At 67.8% G+C, this 18684-nt stretch carries 13 protein-coding genes; 4 read left to right on the top strand and 9 right to left on the bottom strand.

Features of this window, described 5'->3' with window-relative positions; genetic code table 11:
* Window positions 1-27: 27 nt before the first annotated feature.
* Window positions 28-1494 (bottom strand): DUF1254 domain-containing protein, encoded by a 1467-nt coding sequence (locus tag A6B37_RS23720; protein WP_111827072.1) that lies wholly within the window; start codon window positions 1492-1494, stop codon window positions 28-30.
* Window positions 1495-1645: 151 nt separating this feature from the next.
* Here A6B37_RS23720 and A6B37_RS23715 point away from each other — a divergent pair, with 151 nt between their 5' ends.
* Window positions 1646-2560 (top strand): helix-turn-helix domain-containing protein, encoded by a 915-nt coding sequence (locus tag A6B37_RS23715; RefSeq protein WP_111827071.1) that lies wholly within the window; start codon window positions 1646-1648, stop codon window positions 2558-2560.
* 18 nt (window positions 2561-2578) lie between these two features.
* On the opposite strand, the gene A6B37_RS23710 is transcribed toward A6B37_RS23715, so the two are convergent.
* The 7 genes from A6B37_RS23710 to dnaE all read right to left on the bottom strand — a co-directional run bounded on the left by A6B37_RS23710 (window position 2579) and on the right by dnaE (window position 11785).
* Window positions 2579-3730: a glycosyltransferase family 4 protein gene (locus A6B37_RS23710; protein WP_111827070.1), complete on the bottom strand. Its 1152-nt coding sequence runs from the start codon at window positions 3728-3730 to the stop codon at window positions 2579-2581.
* Window positions 3705-4430, bottom strand: a complete 726-nt coding sequence (locus A6B37_RS23705) for a polysaccharide deacetylase family protein (RefSeq protein ID WP_102774584.1) — start codon at window positions 4428-4430, stop codon at window positions 3705-3707. The genes A6B37_RS23710 and A6B37_RS23705 overlap by 26 nt, the downstream gene beginning before the upstream one ends.
* A gap of 66 nt (window positions 4431-4496) precedes the next feature.
* Window positions 4497-5606 (bottom strand): glycosyltransferase, encoded by a 1110-nt coding sequence (locus A6B37_RS23700; protein ID WP_111827069.1) that lies wholly within the window; start codon window positions 5604-5606, stop codon window positions 4497-4499.
* On the bottom strand, window positions 5603-6355 hold the full coding sequence (locus tag A6B37_RS23695) for a glycosyltransferase family 2 protein (RefSeq protein WP_111827068.1): 753 nt from the start codon (window positions 6353-6355) through the stop codon (window positions 5603-5605). The genes A6B37_RS23700 and A6B37_RS23695 overlap by 4 nt, the downstream gene beginning before the upstream one ends.
* Entirely contained in the window at window positions 6352-7200 is an 849-nt protein-coding gene (locus tag A6B37_RS23690; RefSeq protein WP_111827067.1) for a polysaccharide deacetylase family protein, read from the bottom strand. Before A6B37_RS23690 ends, A6B37_RS23695 begins: the two co-directional genes overlap by 4 nt.
* Window positions 7197-8297 carry a glycosyltransferase family 4 protein gene (locus A6B37_RS23685; RefSeq protein WP_102774934.1) on the bottom strand — a complete coding sequence of 367 codons (1101 nt, stop codon included), beginning with the start codon at window positions 8295-8297 and terminating at the stop codon, window positions 7197-7199. The genes A6B37_RS23690 and A6B37_RS23685 overlap by 4 nt, the downstream gene beginning before the upstream one ends.
* Entirely contained in the window at window positions 8294-11785 is a 3492-nt protein-coding gene (dnaE, locus tag A6B37_RS23680; RefSeq protein WP_102774588.1) for a DNA polymerase III subunit alpha, read from the bottom strand. Before dnaE ends, A6B37_RS23685 begins: the two co-directional genes overlap by 4 nt.
* 119 nt (window positions 11786-11904) lie before the next feature.
* Between dnaE and lpxO the strand changes: the two genes are divergently transcribed.
* Window positions 11905-12804 carry a lipid A hydroxylase LpxO gene (gene lpxO / locus A6B37_RS23675; RefSeq protein WP_111827066.1) on the top strand — a complete coding sequence of 300 codons (900 nt, stop codon included), beginning with the start codon at window positions 11905-11907 and terminating at the stop codon, window positions 12802-12804.
* 45 nt (window positions 12805-12849) lie between these two features.
* On the opposite strand, the gene hrpA is transcribed toward lpxO, so the two are convergent.
* Entirely contained in the window at window positions 12850-16746 is a 3897-nt protein-coding gene (gene hrpA, locus A6B37_RS23670) for an ATP-dependent RNA helicase HrpA (RefSeq protein ID WP_111827065.1), read from the bottom strand.
* A gap of 197 nt (window positions 16747-16943) precedes the next feature.
* Here hrpA and argA point away from each other — a divergent pair, with 197 nt between their 5' ends.
* Both argA and A6B37_RS23660 read left to right on the top strand, forming a co-directional pair.
* Window positions 16944-18302: an amino-acid N-acetyltransferase gene (argA, locus tag A6B37_RS23665; protein WP_102774591.1), complete on the top strand. Its 1359-nt coding sequence runs from the start codon at window positions 16944-16946 to the stop codon at window positions 18300-18302.
* A gap of 100 nt (window positions 18303-18402) precedes the next feature.
* A complete protein-coding gene (locus A6B37_RS23660; RefSeq protein WP_102774592.1) occupies window positions 18403-18675 on the top strand; it encodes an oxidative damage protection protein in 273 nt (90 codons plus the stop codon).
* Window positions 18676-18684 lie beyond the last annotated feature (9 nt).

The raw sequence follows: 18684 nt of genomic DNA, 5'->3' as shown, positions 1-18684 counted from the left end.
CGCTATCGCGGCCGCAATGAAAAGTCCTTAATCGACCTGTTTGACGACCGGAGGCTTCCAGCTCCCGTCGAGAATCGCCTTTTCGCCCCAATAGGCGCGGATGTAGAGCGAAATCGGCTCGGTCGGTGACGGCAGCCAATTGGCCTCCTTATCCTTGCCCGGAGACTTGGGGCCGACGTAAATCGTCAACGACCCGTCCGGCCCGCGCACCAGATTCTTGTTCTTGGTGCCCAGCGAATAGCGGTTCAGGTCGTTGGGGCTGAACAAGTGATGCTTGTTGTAGAGGGTGAGCGACCAGAATCCCTTGACCGGCGGCAGTTGTCCCGGCGCGAAAGTGATTTCGTACCGGCGGCCGCCGTCCAGCACCGCTCCGGTGGAATCGAAGTCGGTATAAAAATACTGGGTCTCGTTGGGACGGTTGTCGAACATGTTCGACTTGGCCGTGCCGGTACGATTGAAGTAGTCCAGCCCGGTCTGGGCATTATTGACCGACCGGTTCCAGTTGTTGCCGGCCGGCGCGCCGTTATGCTTCCACTGGAAGAACGGGCCGATCACCTGCTCTTCGGTTTCCTTGGCGACCTGGACCAGCGCCTCCTTGATGGCCGGATCCTTGGCCGCGGCCGCCATCACCGAGCGGAACTGAGCGTACATGGCCTCTTCGCCGGGCAGCGGCGGCACCATGTCCAGCACCTGGCCGAACTGATCGAAGAACCGTTCGGGAACCACCCAGCGCGTTTCTCCCCCGCTGGCGCTGTCGGCGCCGGGATTGGGAATGTCGGGCGTGTTCTTCCAGTCGATCGATTTCATCTTGCCGTTGAAGTCCTTCAACGGATAGAAGACCACCTGGTTGATTTTCTTCTGAATGGCCTGCCGGTCCTGGTCGGCATCGTCCATGAAAATGCGCGGAATCGCATTGGCCAGGGTCGTCGGGCTGCGGATGATCGCCTGCACGCCGTCGGGCTCCTTGCCTTTCCAGTTCGGCCCCACCAGCAGATAGAAGCCGGGCTTGCTGTGGTAGGGCTTGCCCAGTTCGCCGAACTGGTTGGTGCGCTGGTCGTACAGCGCGTATACCCAGAAGCGGTCGCCGAAATCGGGCACCTGCACGATCACGGGCTCTTCATCCAGCGAGAAAAAGCCCAGGCCATAGACCACGTCCTGATTGGGACAGGTGACGAAGGTTTCCGCCGGAAGGATGTAGTCGTGTAGCATGCCGACCTGGCCGCGCGGCGCCGCGGGCAACACGCCGCCCAGCAGACCCGGATGGGGCGCCTTGGTGATGCGCGCGTTGCGGTTGAGCATGTTCACCATCGGCCACCCCCACACGTAGGCCATGCGGCCGACGGTCTTGGCGTACTCAGGATGCATGACGATGTCGGCCGACGGCAGGGCCAGCGCGGCGCGGCTCTGCTGTTTTTGCGGGGCGCCGAAAGCAGGCGCGGCGGCGACCGCGAAAATCAAACTGGCATAGGTGGCAATTGCGAACCCGCGCTTCATCTCGATACTCCTTTGAGTATTTGAACGCCAACTACCGCCTTGGGCTGCACGGGCCGCGGGTAGCGGTTCGGACGCTATTGTGCGTAGCGACAGGCATGCAAGTCCATGCTAATTTTGGCAATAATTCGCAGGCGACTTCCGAGGGCAAGCCATGGAACTGCAACGTTATGAATCGTTCGGAGAGTTCGAGGATGCGGTCGTCGATGTCGACCTGAAAGTGCGCCTGCTGGGCCCCCGGGACGGGAAATGGCGGCTTGGCCATGCGGACGTCGACGGCATCACCGTCCAGCAGGGAGTGGAAACCGTGCCCAATCTGTGCGAGGCGTCCGGATGGCCCACGCATCTGATGTTCCTGCTTTCCCCGGGCACGCCCGGCCCGACCTGGTTGAACGGGGTTCCGTTCGGCCCGGGCAAGGTGGGCATTCTGGCGCCCCGGCGAGGGTTCGTGTTCCGCGCGGCCGGGCCGAATGAGTGGACCACCATCGCCCTGCCCCTGACCTCGGATCTGTTACAAAAAGACAACGAAACAGGCAGCGTATTGCGCGCATGGTGCCGGTCGACGCGCATGCTGGACGCCACGCCGGCCGCGGTCCGCGCGCTGCAGCAGGCGGCGACGGTGGCCGCCCACGCATGCACCTCCCCCACTATCGGTCGGGCATTGATCGAGGACGCCATCGCGGGCCTGGTGGTTGCGCGCAGCCGGCAGCCGGCGCTCGGCCGCCCCGGCGCCTCGCCGCATGCGATGTGCGACGCCGCGCTGAGCCGCTTCGGCCTGATGGACGGCGGCGAACTGGACGCCGCCCGGCTCGCAGGCCTGCCCGTCGGCCCGCGATCGCTGAGAAGTTTCTTTCACAACTGCTTCGGCCTGGGCCCCAAGCAGTACCTGCATTTGAGACGGTTGCACGCGATCCACCAGGCCTTGCAGGACATGGGCGAGGGCTTGGCGTCCATCGCCGAGACCTTCGAGCGGCATGGCTACGTCTATTCTTCCTACACGCTGGCTCGGTATTGCGCCATTTTCGGAGAGCTGCCATCGGCAACCCGCGCAAGACAGGCCAAGGCGTAGGCCGCCGGCCGCAGCGGTTCAGCAGCCGCGCTCGACCAGCACTTTTTCGTACAGCGCCTCGTAGCGCGCCGCCACCGCTTCCCAGCTCTGCTCGCAGGCGATCGCCAGGCCGCGTTCGGCCAGCGCGGCGCGCAGCCCCGGTTCGGAACCCAGGCGCTCCAGCGCCTGCGCCAGTTGCGCGCCGTCGCGCGGGTCCTGCAGGATGAGCGCGTCCTTGCCGGCCGACAGGTACTGCGCGAAGCCGCAGTAGGCCGGCGAACTGACCACCACGGGCAGGCCGTGCGACATGGCTTCCAGCGGCGCCATGCCGTAGCTGTCGTTCAGCGTGGGATGGGCGTAGATGTCGGCCGCGCTGAAATAGCGCGCCACGTCGGGCGTGGGATCGATGAGCGTGACGCGGCCTGCGATGGCGCCGGCGGCGCGCACGCGGTCGCGGGTGGACTGGTCGGCGCCCACCACCAGCAGCCGGTAGCGCGACGGCAGCTGGCCCAGCGCGTCGAGCAGCGCCGGCAACCCCTTGCGCAGCGGATTGCGCGCCACCAGCAGGCAGCCGATGGTGTCGGCGTCCCAGCCCAGGCTGGCGCGGGTGTCGTCGCGCCCCTGCTTTTGCTCGGCCGTGGGCAGCTTGACGCCCGGCGCGATGATGTCCACCGGCAGCTGCGGACCGTAGCTGCGATGCAGCTGCTCCATGATGAGGCCGGACACCGCGACCACGCGGCGCGCCGGCGCCCTGCGCACGCGCAGTTTTTCCAGCAGCAGATAGGTGGCCAGGCGCGGGCTGAGCCAGGCGGCCACGCGCTGCAGCGGCCGGGCGCGGGTCAGGCGGTTGTAGCGCACCGGCGTGACGTGCATGACCTGGATCTCGCCCGCCCAGCCGTTCATGTGCGAATGCACGATGTCGTAGCGCCCGCGGGTCAGCCGGTCGGCGCGCCAGGCGAAATACAGCACTCGCATCCAGCTGGGCAGCCAGACCGGAAAGCGCACCGGCAGGAAGGAAAACGGCAGGTCGCTATCGAAGTCGCGCGCCACCACGGAGACGTCGTGGCGCTGGCCGAGCACCCGCATCAGCTCCACGCCATAGGCTTCCGCGCCTCCGAAGCGATTGCCGAAGCGGTCGACCAGCAGCGCGATGCGTAGCCGCCGCTCAGCGGCGCCGGCGGGTGTCTTCATACCGGGTCAGACACTTCTGCAGGAATCGAACGATGTTGGTGGACCGCGCCACCGTCACCCGCGGCAGGCCGTAGGGATCGTCGCTGGCCGCCGCCAGGCCGCGCTGCGTGAGCGTGGCGTTGTCGTAGCCGGCCTCGCGCACCATGGCCCGGTGTTCCGGGCCGTGATCGCCGTAGGGATAGCAGAAGGCGGTGACCGGCGCGCCCAGCGCCTGTTCCAGTTCTTCCTTGGACTGGACGATCTGGCGCCGCGCCTCGTCGGGCGACATTTCGGGCAGATGCACGTGGTCCAGCGTGTGCGAGCCGACCTCGTTGCCGGCCTGCGCCCATTCCCGCATTTCGTTGACGGTCATGAGGGCCGAGAACGGAATGCCTTTTTGCAGGTCCCATACGTTGCCGCCGTCGAACTGGTGCGCCACGAAATAGTTGGTGGCGGTAAAGCCCAGCTCGCTCAGCACCGGCATCGCGTTGTGATGCACGTTGCGGTAGCCGTCGTCGAAGGTGATGCCGAATACCTTGCCCTGGCGCTCGCCGCGCACATAGGGCATGACGTCCCGCATCGACAGGCCGCGATAGCCCAGCCGGCGCATCCAGCGCATCTGGCGGGCGAAGCTGGCGGGGTGTACCGTCAGCCCGCGATACGGCGTGCCCTTGGGGTTGGGCTCGCCGATCTGGTGGTACATGAGTATGGGGATAGACATAGCCCGGAATTATACGGGGACACCACGGGAAAGAGGACGGGGCAGCGCCGGCTGCCTGGTCCTGTTTTACCCCAAGGCGCGCCGGTAAACATCCAGTGTTGCGTCGGCGAAACGCGCCAGGTTGAAATCGCGCACGGCGGTCTCGCGCGCCCGGGCGCCCATGGCGCGCACGGCTTGCGGGTTGTCCAGCATGAAGCGCAGGCGCGCGGTCATGGCCGGGACGTCGCGCACCGGCACGATCCAGCCGTCCTCGCCGTCGGTGACGTTCTCGGGCAGGCCGCCGACGTCGCTGATCAGGGCCGGCAGACCCAGGCCCATGATTTCGCGGCAGGCGAAGGACAGCGCCTCGCGGTAGGACAGCACGAAGCCGGCGTCGCAGGCCGCCAGCGCCGGCCGCACGTCGTCGAGCAGGCCCGGAAAGCGGACCTGCTCGATCATGCCCAGCTCCCGCACCCGCGCGAGCTTGGCCTCGGAGGGCGGATCGCCGGCCACCATCAGCAGCACCCGCGCGCGGTCGGCCGGCGGCAGCGCCGCGGCCGCGGCCACCAGGTCCAGCCAGCCCTTGTCGTAATCGGTGCCGCCGGAACTGCCCAGCAGCAGCTTGCCCTGCCAGCCCGGCCCGAAGATGCGGTCGCGCAGTTCGTCCAGGCCGGCCGGCTCGGGCGGGGCGAAATAGTCGGTGTCGATGCCGTGGCGGATCGTGGTGATGGGATGCCTGCGGTAGGGCGAGCGCGACATCAGGCCGTGCACGTAGTCGCTGACCGCGATGCTGTGGTCGGTGGCCAGGCGGGCGCGCAGCCAGTTGCCCAGGCTGGTCACCGGGTGGTCGTTGTGCTTGGTGAAGACGATGCGCGGGCGCCGCGGCAGGGCCAGCGTGGCGAACATGACCTGCTTGTGGTCGGCCGAGCCGTTGCAGTGGATGAGGTCGAAACCGCCTTCGCGGATCAGGCGCCGCAGCTGCGCGCGCTCGCCGAAGAGCGCGGCCGGACGGGACGTATATTGCATCGGCACCGCCGTCACGCCGGCGATGGCGCGGGCCTGGCGGTAGAGGCGGCTGCCCTCGGGCGTGGCGACCGTGATCTGGTGGCTGCCCGCCAGCGCGCGGGCCAGGTTGATGATGTAGGTCACGTGGCCGCCGCCGTTGCGGCCGTGGAAGTTGGTGTAGAGGATCTTCACTTTTGCTTTTCGGCCAGGAACATCAGCTTCGAATAGCGGAAGAAGCTGCCCGCGGCCGCGGTGACGGCCAGCACCAGGCCGTGCTTGCCGTCGAGAAACCCGCGCCGGATCAGGTAGATCCGCACGAAGGTCCAGAAGCCGTGCCCCAGCGCGCCGAAGATCGACGTGCGCTTGCCCTTGGCGTACATCATGGCGGCGGCGTCCGACGAGTAGCGGTTGACCTTGGTGATGAGGGCCTCCAGGTTGTCGTACGGATAGTGCTGGAAATAGCCGCGCATCCGCAGGGGCTGGCCCTGGGCCGGCACCACCCGCTCGTGGACGGCGGCGTCCGTGAAGCGCGCCGTGCCGCGCTTGAACAGCCGCAGCACGTAGTCGGGCCACCAGCCGCTGTGGCGGATGTCGCGGCCGCAGAAATTCGACAGGCGCGCGATCTCGTAGGCGTCGGCCCGCGGGGCGCGCAGCGCTTCCTGGATTTCCCGGGCCAGCTCCGGCGTCACGCGTTCGTCGGCGTCGATGGACAGTATCCAATCCCCCGTCGCCAGGTCCAGCGCGCGGTTCTTCTGGGGCCCAAAACCCGGCCAGTCCGACGTGATTTCCACGCGCGCGCCCAGCGCCTGCGCCAGCTCCACGGTGCCGTCGGTGCTGCCCGAGTCGACCACGATGAACTCGTCGGCGAAGGCCACGGACTTGAGGCAGGCGGCGATATTGGCCGCTTCGTTCTTGGTGATGATGATGACGGATAGCTTCATCGGCGATTCCTAAGACGCTTTTTCCAGGCCTTCCAGGCATGGAAGCGCGGCCCCCAGAAAGGGTCGCGCGACAGCCAGATGCGCCGGTTCAGCCAGCTTCCGCCCTGGTTGCGCACCGCGAAACGGTAGATGTGCTCGGGGTCTGCGCCGGGCGCGTTCTGGCCGAAAGGGTCGGTAGTGTACAGGTGGCGGAATCCGGCCTGGCGGGCCGCGGCCACGTAGTCGTCGTCGAAATAGCCTTGCGGCCAGCAGAGGTGGTCGCTGACCGAGCCCAGCCGGCGCATCAGCGTGTCGCGCGAGTCCTGCAGTTCCTGGGCGATGCGCGCGCGCTTGGCCTCGATGTCCGCGCCGCAGACCTTGTCCCAGCGGGTGTGGGTGTGGGTATGCGAATGGAATTCGAAGGTGCCGGCGGCCTGCATGGCCTCGATCTCGCTCCAGCGCAGCATGGCCTCGTCGGCCCGCCCCGCCGCCACCAGCTGCTTGCAGGCGTCGTGATCCGGGGTGGCGGGCAAGGGGCCGCCCTGCCCGGCGTGCGAGCGCACCGGGCCGTCGCCGATCCAGCCCGTGATGGTGAAGAGCAGCGCGCGCATGCCGTGGCGCGCCAGCACCGGATGCGCATGCACCCAGTTGTTCAGGTAGCCGTCGTCGAAGGTGATGAGCACCGACCGCTCGGGCGCCTCGCCGCCGGCCAGGTAGGCCGCGAACTGCGTGGCCGACAGCGACTGGTAGCCGGCGCGCGCCAGGCGCGCGATCTGCGCCTCGAATACGTCGGGCGTCGCCGCGATCATGCCGCCGGCCGGCGTGACGTGGTGGTACATCAGCACCGGAACGTTGGGCGCGTTCATCCGGCGCGCTCCGCCAGCCATCGGGTGTAGACGGCCTCGGTGGTTTCGGCCAGGCGCGCGGGCGAGAACACGCCCTCGTCCCAGACCATTCTGCGTCCGGCCTCGCCCATGCGGCGGCGCAGGCCGGCGTCGTCGATCAGGCGCACCAGCGCGGCGCTCAGGGCCTCGGGGTCCTTGGGCGGCACCAGGATGCCGGTCTCGCCGTCGCGGAACATCTCGGACACGCCGCCGACGTCGGTGCCGATGACGGGCAGGCCGCTGGCCTGCGCCTCGACGTACACCGTGCCGGACGCTTCCTGCTGGGTGGCCAGCGCGAACAGGTCGAAGCCGGCCAGCAGGTTGGGCACGTCGCGCCGCATGCCCATCAGGTGGATGCGGTCCTGCAGCCCCAGTTCCACCACATAGGCCTGGGTCTGCTCGAACACGGGCGAGCCGCCGCCGACGAACACCAGGTGCAGCTTGGGGCGGCTGGCCATCAGCGGCGCGATCGCGTCGATCAGGTCCTTGTGGCCCTTGGTGGCGCGCATCACGGCCACACAGCCGACCACGATGTCGTCATCGGCCAGGCCCAGCTCCTCGCGCAGCGTGGAACGCTCGACCGGCGGCGGCAGCACGATGGGCGAATAGACCGTGGCCACTTTCTCGGCAGGCACGCCGCGCTCGATGAGGTGCTGGCGCACGTGGTCGCTGACCGTGGTGACGCGGTGCGGCAGGCGGGTATAGGACCACAGCGAGCCGACCTTGTTGGACAAGTGGCGGGTGCGCACGATGAGCGGGGTGCCGGCCAGCCGGGCCGCGGCCGCGGCGATCACCGTGTCGCGCCGGCTGTGCGTGTTGAGCACGTCGAACCGGCCCTCGCGCAGGATGCCGCGGATGGTGGCCACGCCCTTGATGTAGTTGGCCACGCCGTCCATTTCCAGCGTGTGCACGGCGAAGCCCGCTTCCGACAGGCGTTCGGCCAGCAGCGCCTGGGGCTGGCAGATGGCCTCCATGTGGTGGCCGCGCGCGCGCATGGCGGTCATTTCCTTGAAGATCCGCCCTTCCTGGCCGCCGAAGCTGGTGGCGGCCTCCGAGTGAACAATACGCAGGGGCATCAGTAGGTCACCTCCACCCCGTCGGGCTTGGTCCATTCGTTCAGGTTCGCCAGCAAGGTGTCGGCCATGCGGACGCGCCATTCTTCGCCCAGCCGGACCGTGCACAGGAAATTGTTCTTGGAGTAGACGATGTCCACCGGCACGCCGGGAATGCCGTTCTCGGGCTCGGCGCGGAACGGGTTCAGCATCTGGCGCAGGCGCGCGGCGTCGGCGCTGCCGTTGAGCTTGACGCGCAACGACTTGGCGCGGGCCTCGCGGGCCAGCTGCAGGTCGTAGAGCTGCTCGGCAACGATGCGCATGCCGCCGGAGTAATCGTCGTTGCTGACCTTGCCCTGCACGATGACGAGCTGGTCTTCGCGCAGGCGGTTGCGGTGCTTTTCGTAGAGTTCGTTGAAGACCGAGATCTCGACCTGCGCGGTGCCGTCGTCGAGCACGGCGAACACCATCTTGCCGCGCCGCGTCATCATGACGCGCACGCTGGCCAGCACGCCGCACATCCATTGCAGGTCGCGCTGCGGCTCGACGCGGGCCAGCTGCATCGGCACGATGCGGCGCACTTCGTCGCGCCAGTGGTCGAACAGGTGGCCGCTGTAGTAGTAGCCCAGCGCGGTCTTTTCCTCGGTGAGCTTCTTGTGCAGGTCCCAGGGCGCGACCTTGGCCAGTTCGCCGGCCACCACGTCGCTGCTGTCGTCGCCGAAGAGCGAGGCCTGGTTGGCGCTGCGCGCGGCCTGCTCGGCCGCTTCCATGGCGGTGGGCACCGAGGCCAGCATGGCCGCGCGGTTGGGCTCGATGGTGTCGAACGCGCCGGCCTTGATCAGCGCTTCGATGGTGCGCCGGTTGACCGCGTGCTTGCTGACGCGGCGGCAGAAGTCGAACAGGTTCTGGAACGGGCCGCCTTCCTTGCGCGCGCGCAGGATGTCCTCGACCGCGCCCTGCCCGGTGCCCTTGACCGCCCCCAGGCCGTAGCGCATGGTGCGCGGCGGCTTGCCGTTCTTGGTGTGCTTGTCGGCCACCGGCTCGAAGCGGTAGCCCGAGAAGTTGACGTCCGGCGGCAGCACTTCGACGCCGTTTTCCTGGGCGTCGCGGCAGAAGGTCTGGACCTTGTCGGTGTCGTCCATGTCGGAAGACATGGTGGCGGCCAGGAACTCGGTGGGATGGTAGGCCTTGAGCCAGGCCGTCTGGTAGGAAATCAGCGCGTACGCGGCCGAGTGCGACTTGTTGAAGCCGTAGCCCGCGAACTTCTCCATCAGGTCGAACAGCTTGACCGCCAGGTCCGGATCGTGGCCTTTTTCCTTGGCGCCTTTCTCGAACAGTTCGCGGTGCTTGGCCATTTCCTCGGGCTTTTTCTTGCCCATGGCGCGGCGCAGCAGGTCGGCGCCGCCCAGCGAATAGCCGCCGATGATCTGCGAGATCAGCATCACCTGTTCCTGGTAGACGATGACCCCGTAGGTGCTCTTGAGGGTCGCTTCCAGGTCCGGGTGGAAATAGTCCACGGCCGCGCGGCCGTGCTTGCGGTTGACGAAGTCGTCCACCATGCCGGATTCGAGCGGCCCCGGACGGTACAGGGCCAGCATGGCGATGATGTCTTCGAAGGTGTTGGGCCGCAGCTTCTTGAGCAGCTCCTTCATGCCGCGCGATTCCAGCTGGAACACGGCGGTGGTGTTGGCGTCGCACAGGATCTTGTAGGCCGCCGGATCGTCCAGCGCCAGCGCCATCACGTCGAAGTCGCGCTTGTCCTCGTTGAACTGGCGCACGTAGCGCACGGCCCAGTCCAGGATGGTCAGGTTGCGCAGGCCCAGGAAGTCGAACTTCACCAGGCCGGCAGCCTCGACGTCGTCCTTGTCGAACTGCGAGACGGCGCTGTTCTCCTGGCCCGGCTGGCAGTACAGCGGGCAGAAGTCGGTGAGCTTGCCGGGCGCGATGAGCACGCCGCCGGCGTGCATGCCGATGTTGCGGGTCAGGCCTTCGAGCGGCTGGGCCAGGTCGACCAGCGCGCGCACTTCCTCTTCCTGGTCGTAGCGGTCCTTGAAGGCGGGCTCTTCCTTCAGGGTGCGTTCGAGCGACCAGGGGTCCATCGGGTTGAACGGGATCAGCTTGGACAGGCCGTCGCAGAACATATAGGGCATGTCCAGCACGCGGCCCGCGTCGCGCACCACGGCCTTGGCGCCCAGCGTGCCGAACGTGGCGATCTGGCTGACGGCGGCGCGGCCGTATTTTTCCTTGACGTAGTCGATGACCCGTTCGCGGTTGTCCTGGCAGAAGTCGATATCGAAGTCGGGCATGGAGACCCGCTCGGGATTCAGGAAGCGCTCGAACAGCAGGTCATAGCGGATCGGGTCCAGGTCGGTGATGCCCAGCGCGTAGGCCACCAGCGAGCCGGCGCCCGAGCCCCGCCCCGGCCCCACCGGCACGCCGTTGTTCTTGCCCCAGTTGATGAAGTCCTGCACGATCAGGAAGTAGCCGGGAAAGCCCATCTGGATGATGGTCTTGCACTCCCAGCGCAGGCGTTCGTAGTACTGCTCGCGCTTGGACTCGCGTTCGGCGTCGTCGGGGAACAGGAAGCGCAGGCGCTTTTCCAGGCCCTCTTCCGACAACTGCACCAGGTAGTCGTCCAGCGACACGCCTTCGGGCGTGGGGAAGTTGGGCAGGCGCGGCTTGCCCAGCACCAGGCTGAGGTTGCAGCGCTTGGCGATTTCCACCGTGTTGGCCAGCGCCGAGGGCACGTCGGCGAAGCGCCGCGCCATTTCCTCGGAGCTGAGCAGGTACTGCTCTTTGCTGAAGCGGCGCACGCGGCGCGGATTGGCCAGGATCTCGCCTTCGGCGATACAGACCCGGGCCTCGTGCGCCTGGAATTCGGATGCATCCAGGAACTGCACCGGATGCGTGGCCACCACCGGCAGGCCGGCCTCGGAGGCAAGCCGCATCGCGGCCTGGGTATAGGCCTCGTCGCCGTCCATGCCGGCGCGCTGCAGTTCGATGTAATAGCTGCCCGGGAACAGGTGCGCCCACTGGCGCGCCAACGCCAGCGCCGAGACCGCGTTGCCGGCCTCCAGCGCCTGGCCCACGTCGCCCGCGCGCCCGCCCGACAGGGCGATCAGCCCCTCCTGGCCCTGCAGCCATTCGCGCCGGATTTCCGCGCGGCCCTTGCCCTGGTTGGTCAGGAAGGCCTTGGTGAGCAGTTCGCAGAGGTTGAGATACCCCTTGTGGTTGCGCACCAGCAGCAGCAGGCGGAAAGGCTTGGCGGGATCGTCGTCGTTGGACAGCCACACGTCGCAGCCCGCGATGGGCTTGACGCCCGCGCCGCGCGCGCCCTTGTAGAACTTGATCAGGCCGAACAGGTTCGACAGGTCGGTCAGGGCGACGGCGGGCTGGCCCAGCTTGGCCACGCGCTTGATGAGGTCGGGGATGCGCACGATGCCGTCCACGACCGAGAACTCGGAGTGAACGCGCAGATGAACAAATGGGGACGGGTTTGTTACGGCTTCGGACATAGGCGGAATTGTACCGGTCAAAGCCCCTGCGCCGGGCGCCGCGTAACGGGGCGTCGGCGGCCGCCTGTGTAACAATAGCCCCTGTCCCCGCTCCACCGATTGCTGCACGAGATTCACGTATGAAATGGCTAATTCCCGGGATATGGCTGGCCGCCATCCTGTTTGCGCACTTCCGCGGCCGCGTCAGGCTGCCGCTGGGCCGGCAGATGCTCGATCACTCCGTCCTGCTGGCCCCGGTCAACGCCTTCATGGTGCTGGCCTCGCGCGTGCCGCCCACCCCCTACCTGACCACCAGCGAGATCGCCGAGCTCAAGGTGCTGGACGACAACTGGGAGACCATCCGCGAGGAAGCGATGCAGATGGCCGAGCTGCGCCGCATCAAGGCCGCCGACGCGCACAACGACATCGGCTTCAATTCCTTCTTCAAATACGGCTGGAAGCGCTTCTACCTGAAGTGGTATGACGCGCGCCACCCCTCGGCCGAGGAGCTCTGCCCCAAGACGGTCGCCATCCTGAAGACCCTGCCCAAGGTCAAGGCCGCCATGTTCGCGGAACTGCCGCCCGGCGGCCAGCTCAACCGCCACCGCGACCCGTTCGCCGGCTCGCTGCGCTACCACCTGGGCCTGGTCACGCCCAACGACGACCGCTGCCACATCATCGTCGACGGCGAGCCCTACAGCTGGCGCGACGGCGAAAGCGTGGTGTTCGACGAAACCTATGTGCACGAGGCCTACAACCGCAGCGAACAGAACCGCATCATCCTGTTCTGCGACGTGGAGCGTCCGCTGAAGTGGCGCTGGGCCGAAGCCTTCAACCGCTGGTTCGGCCGGGTCGTGATGTCGGCGGCCAGCTCGCCCAACGACGGCGGCGACCAGACCGGCGCGATCAACAAGCTGACGCACGCGCACTGGGTCATCGACCAGAAGCGCAAGGCCTTCAAGGCCTGGAACCGCACGGTCTACAAGGCCACCAAGTTCGGCTTGATCGCCCTGGTCATCGTGGGCTTCCTGGCGCTGTAGTAATCGCCCGCGGGCGCCGGAACTCCCCGGCGCCCGCGGCCGGCGCTAGCGCTGCAACGATTCCCAGCTCTTCATCAGCCGTTTCACCGAAACCGGCATCGGCGTGCGCAGTTCCTGCGCGTACAGCGCCACCCTCAACTCCTCCAGCAGCCAGCGGAACTCGTCCAGGCGCGGATCCGGCGCGCCCTTGAGCGCCGCCCGCGCACGCTGGTATTGCGTCAGCAGCGGCGCCATCTCGCCCACCAGCCTGGCGTCGCGCGCCGGGTCGGCGCGCAGCTTGTCGATACGCGCCTGCACCGCCTTCAGGTAGCGCGGGAAGTGCGCCAGCTGCGCATAGGGCGTGTCGCGGATGAACCATTTCGGCATCAGCGCGCCCAGCTGCGCCTGCAGGTCGGCGTAGGCGGCGGCGTGCGGCTTGGCCTGGGGCAGCTTGCGCAGCACCGCGGCGTACTCGGTCAGCACCGCCCCCGCCAGCCGCGCCACTTCCTGGGCCAGCAGGCCGAGCCGGCCCTTGCCCTCGGCGCGGCGCGCCTCGAACTGCTGCGCGTCGACCGGCCAGGGTTCGGCCAGGCAGGCCTGCCCCAGCGCGCAGTCGATGATCTGGTCGCGCAGCTCTTCCTGCGTGCCCAGCGTCATGTAGAGCATGCTGATGCGGGTCAGGTCGGTCAGGTTCTTTTCCAGGAACTTGACCTGTTCGCGCAGGCCCAGCCGGAACAGCCTGAGCAGGCCGGCGCGATGGTGCTTGCGGGCCTCGTCCGGATCGTCGAACACGTCCAGGTCGCAGTGCGCGCCGCGATCGACCAGCGCCGGATAGCCGATGACCGACTGGCCGCGCCGCTTGATCTCCATGATCTCCGGCAGCGGGCCGAAGGACCAGGAGGTCAGGTTCTCGTGCGCCAGCGCCTGCGCGACCTGGGTGTCGCTGGCCGCCAGCTGCTGGAAGGTGGCCTGCGCCTGCTTGCCGAACTCGGCGCGCAGCTGCGCCAGGTTGCGGCCGGCGGCCAGCATGCGGCCGTGCTCGTCGACCACGCGGAAGTTCATGAACAGGTGCGCCGGCAGGGTTTCCAGCTTGAAATCCCCCACCGCCGGGCGGACCTGCACCTGGTCCCACATGTCGGCGATGATGGCCTCCACCAGCCCCTGCTGCGGATCGCCCAGGCGCTGGAACCAGCGCTCGTAGAACCCGGCGGCGTAATCCGGCAGCGGCACGCAATGGCGGCGCAGCTTCTGCGGCAGCGACTTCAGCAGCAGATGCACCTTTTCCTTGAGCATGCCGGGCACCAGCCATTCGCAGCGCGCCGGGTCGATCTGGTTGAGCGCGAACAGCGGCACCGACAGCGTCACGCCGTCGCGCGGCGAGCCGGGCTCGAAGTGGTAGTCCAGGGCCATGGACACGCCCTGCCATTCCACCTTCTTGGGAAACACCTCGGTGGTGACGCCGGCCGCTTCGTGCCGCATCAGCTCGTCGCGCGTCAGCAGCAGCTTGGCGGCCGTTTCCTTGTCCAGGCCCGCCACCCATTTCTCCAGCGTGGCGGTCTGCGAAATGCCTTCGGGCAGCTGGCGGTCGTAGAAGGCGTAGATCAGCTCGTCGTCGACCAGGATGTCGGGACGGCGGGTCTGGTGCTCCAGCTTCTCGATGCCGGCGATCAGCTTGCGGTTGTGCGCCACGAAAGGCAGGCGCGTGTCGATCTCGCCCGGCACCAGGGCCTGGCGGATGAACAGTTCGCGCGCGTGCGCCGGATTGACGCGGCCGTAATGGATGCGCCGGCCCGAATAGACCACCAGCCCGTACAGCGTGGCGCGTTCGTTGGCCACGACCTGGCCGGCCTTTTTCTCCCAGCGCGGGTCCGACCAGTTCCGGCGGATCAGGTGCGCGGCGACCTTCTCCAGCCAGGCCGGATCGATGCGCGCCACGCAGCGGGCATACAGCCGGGTGGTCTCCACCAGTTCGGCGGCGACGATCCAGCGCCCCGCCTTCTTCACCAGCCGCGAACCCGGATGGATGTGGAAGCGGATCTCGCGCGCGCCCTGGTAGTGGCCGCCCTCGTCGCTCTTGAAGCCGATATTGCCCAGCAGGCCCGACAGCAGCGCCAGGTGCAGCTGTTCGTACGTGGCTTCGGTCTGGTTGACGCGCCAGCCCTGCTCGCCCACCAGGGCGGCAAGCTGGGTGTGCACGTCGTGCCATTCGCGCAGCCGGATGGGCGACAGGAAATTCTGGCGCAGCAGGGCCACCAGCTTGCGCTGCGAGGCCTTGTGCTGCACCTGTTCGCCGTACCAGCGCCACAGCTTCAGGAAGGAGATGAACTCCGACTTGTCGTCGGCGAACTTGGCGTGCGCGGCCTCGGCCGCCTCGCGCTCCTGCATGGGGCGGTCGCGCGGGTCCTGCACCGACAGGGCCGAGGCGATGATCAGCATTTCCGCCAGGCACTGGTGTTCGCGCGCGGCCAGGATCATGCGGCCGATGCGCGGGTCCACGGGCAGCTTGGCCAGTTCGTGGCCGGTGCGGGTCAGGGCGAAGGCCGCGCCGGTGCGCGCGCCGTCGGCGTCCTCGTTCGCGGCGGCGGCCAGTTCGATGGCGCCCAGCTCCTGCAGCAGGTGGTAGCCGTCGGCCACCGCGCGCCCCGGTGGCGCCTCCACGAACGGGAACTGCTCGATATCGTCCAGCTTCAGCGACTTCATCCGCAGGATGACCGAGGCCAGCGACGAGCGCAGCACTTCCGGATCGGTGAACGCGGCGCGGTTATTGAAGTCCTGCTCGTCGTAGAGGCGGATGCAGACGCCCGGCCCCACCCGGCCGCAACGGCCGGCGCGCTGGTTGGCCGAGGCGCGGCTGACCGGCTCGATGCGCAGCTGCTCGACCTTGTTGCGCCACGAATAGCGCTTGACGCGCGCCAGCCCGCTGTCGACCACGAAGCGGATGCCGGGCACGGTCAGCGAGGTTTCCGCCACGTTGGTGGCCAGCACGATGCGCCGCGCATTGGTGCGCGGATGGAAGATCTGCTCCTGCTCGGCCTGCGACAGCCGGGCGTACAGCGGCAGCACCTCGGTGCCGGCCGGATGGCGCTTGCGCAGCGCCTCGGCCGATTCGCGGATTTCGCGCTCGCCGGGCAGGAACACCAGCACGTCGCCCGGGCCGTGGCGCGCGCATTCGTCCACGGCGTCCACGATGGCGTCGATCAGGTCGCGCTCCTCGTCGCCCGACATGCGCTCGCGCCCGGGCTTGCCGGCGGCCGGCGCCTCGCCTTCGGCCGGCTCTTCACGCACGGGACGGTAGCGGACCTCGACCGGATACAGGCGGCCGGAGACTTCGATGACCGGCGCCGGCCGGTCTTCGGACGCCGCAAAGTGGCGGGCGAAGCGCTCGGCGTCGATGGTGGCCGAGGTGATGATGAGCTTCAGGTCCGGGCGGCGCGGCAGCAGCTGCTTGAGGTAGCCCAGCAGGAAATCGATGTTCAGGCTGCGTTCGTGCGCCTCGTCGATGATGATGGTGTCGTAGCGGCGCAAGAGCGGGTCGCGCTGCGACTCCGCCAGCAGGATGCCGTCGGTCATCAGCTTGATGGACGCGTTCGGGCCGGTGCGGTCGTTGAAGCGCACCTGGTAGCCCACCACCTCGCCCATGGGCGTATTCAGCTCCTCGGCGATGCGCTTGGCCACCGAGGTCGCCGCCAGGCGGCGCGGCTGGGTATGGCCGATCATCTTCTGGCGGCCGCGGCCGAGTTCCAGGCAGATCTTGGGCAGCTGCGTGGTCTTGCCCGAGCCGGTCTCGCCGCTGACGATCACCACCTGGTGGCCGGCGATGGCGCGCGCGATCTCCTGGCGCCGCGCGCTGACGGGCAGGTCTTCGGGATAGGTCACCGCGGGGATGGGCCGCTCGGGACGCGGCGCCCGGGGCGCGTTTGCCACGGCGGCCCTGGGCGCCCGCGGGCTGGAGGATTCAGGCATGTACGATAGTCCGGTTAGCCCGCCATTATAAATTTTCGCGCGCCCGCCTGCCCCCGGCCGGCCACGGCGCGTCGCGGATCGGGCCTGCGGGACAGGCCCCGGCGGTCATATAATTTCGCCACGCCGTCCGCGCGACGGCGCCATGACGCGGCATGAGGCCGCGTTCTCGACGACTCTCAGGAATCCCTCCCACCATCATGCCCGACCTGGAACCAGACACCGTTTCCGCCCTCGAAGCCCCAGAATTCGCGCCCGCCCAGTTCGTCCGATGGTTCCGCGACGTGGCGCCGCACGTGCATGCGTTCCGAGGCAAGACGTTCGTGGTGGCGTTCGGCGGCGAGCTGGTGCAGGCCGGCGCGCTCAACGCGCTGGTGCAGGACCTGTCGCTGCTGTCCTCGCTGGGCATCCGCCTGGTGCTGGTGCACGGCTCGCGTCCGCAGGTCAATGAGCAGCTGCGCCTGAAGGGGTTCACCCAGCAGTTCGACCGCGGCATGTCGCCCACCGACGCCGCCGCGCTGGAATGCGCCAAGGAAGCCGCCGGCGAAATCCGCCTGGACATCGAGGCCGCCTTCAGCCAGGGGCTGCCGAACACGCCCATGTCGCATTCGCACATCCGCGTGATCTCCGGCAATTTCGTCACCGCGCGCCCGGCCGGCGTGATCGACGGCGTCGACTACAAGCACACCGGCCAGGTCCGCAAGATCGACATCGACGCGCTCAAGTTCGCCATCGAGAAAGCCTCGTCCGTGGTGCTGCTGTCGCCGCTGGGCTTCTCGCCCACGGGCGACGCCTTCAACCTGGCGATGGAAGACCTGGCCACCAGCGTGGCGGTGGCGCTGCGCGCCGAGAAGCTCATCTTCCTGTCCGGCTCGCCGGGCGTGATGAACGACGACGGCACGCTGGACACCGAACTGGCGCGCGTGGACGCCGACGCGCTGCTGGCCGCAGGCACGCTGGACGAGGAAACCCACGCCTTCCTGCAATGCGCCTCCCTGGCGGTCAAGCGCGGCGTGGCCCGCGCGCACCTGCTGCCCTTCACGCTGGACGGCAGCGTGCTGCTGGAGATCTTCACCCACGACGGCGTGGGCACCATGGTGGTCGAGGACACGCTGGACGATCTGCGCCCGGCCACCATCGACGACGTGGGCGCCATCCTCAGCCTGATCGAGCCGCTGGAGGCCGACGGCACGCTGGTGCCGCGCCCGCGCAGCGTGGTCGAGCGCGACGTGGAGAACTTCACGGTGCTGGAGCACGACGCCGTGATCTACGGCTGCGCCACCCTGCACAACTTCCCCGAGGAACAGATGGCGGAAATGGCCTGCCTGATCGTGCACCCGGAATGGCAGGGCTCCGGCGAAGGCGAGATCCTGCTGCGCCACATGGAATCGCGCGCGCGCGCCGCGGGCGCCAAGCGGCTCTTCGTGCTGACCACCCGGACCTCGCACTGGTTCATGAAGCGCGGCTTCGTGCAGGGCGGCATCGCCGACCTGCCGCGCGAAAAGCAGAACAACTACAACCGTTCGCGCAACAGCCTGGTCTTCATCAAGAAACTGTAGGCGGCGCGGTCCCTGACCGCAGAGCCCGAAGGGGCTTGGCGGCCGGCGGCCGCCAAGCCCGCTAAAATGAGGCCTTATTTATTTTTCCGGCAGCGTAATCATGGCTCGTATCATCAACTGTGTGAAATTGAAGCGTGAAGCCGAAGGGCTGGATTTCCCGCCCTACCCCGGCGAACTCGGCACCCGCATCTGGCAAAGCATCTCCAAGGAAGCCTGGGAAGAATGGAAAGCCATCCAGACGCGCCTGGTCAATGAAAACCGCCTGAACCTGGCCGACGCCCGGGCGCGCAAATACCTGCAGCAGCAGATGGAGCGCTTCCTGTTCGAAGACGGCAACGTCGAAGCCCAGGGCTACGTTCCGCCTTCGGCCTGAATCCGGCCC

This window comes from Achromobacter sp. HZ01, assembly GCF_003267925.1.
GTDB classification, from domain to species: Bacteria; Pseudomonadota; Gammaproteobacteria; order Burkholderiales; family Burkholderiaceae_B; genus Achromobacter; species Achromobacter pulmonis_A.
The sequence above is the reverse complement of the archived record's forward strand: the minus strand, read 5'-3'. Positions and strand labels throughout refer to the sequence as shown.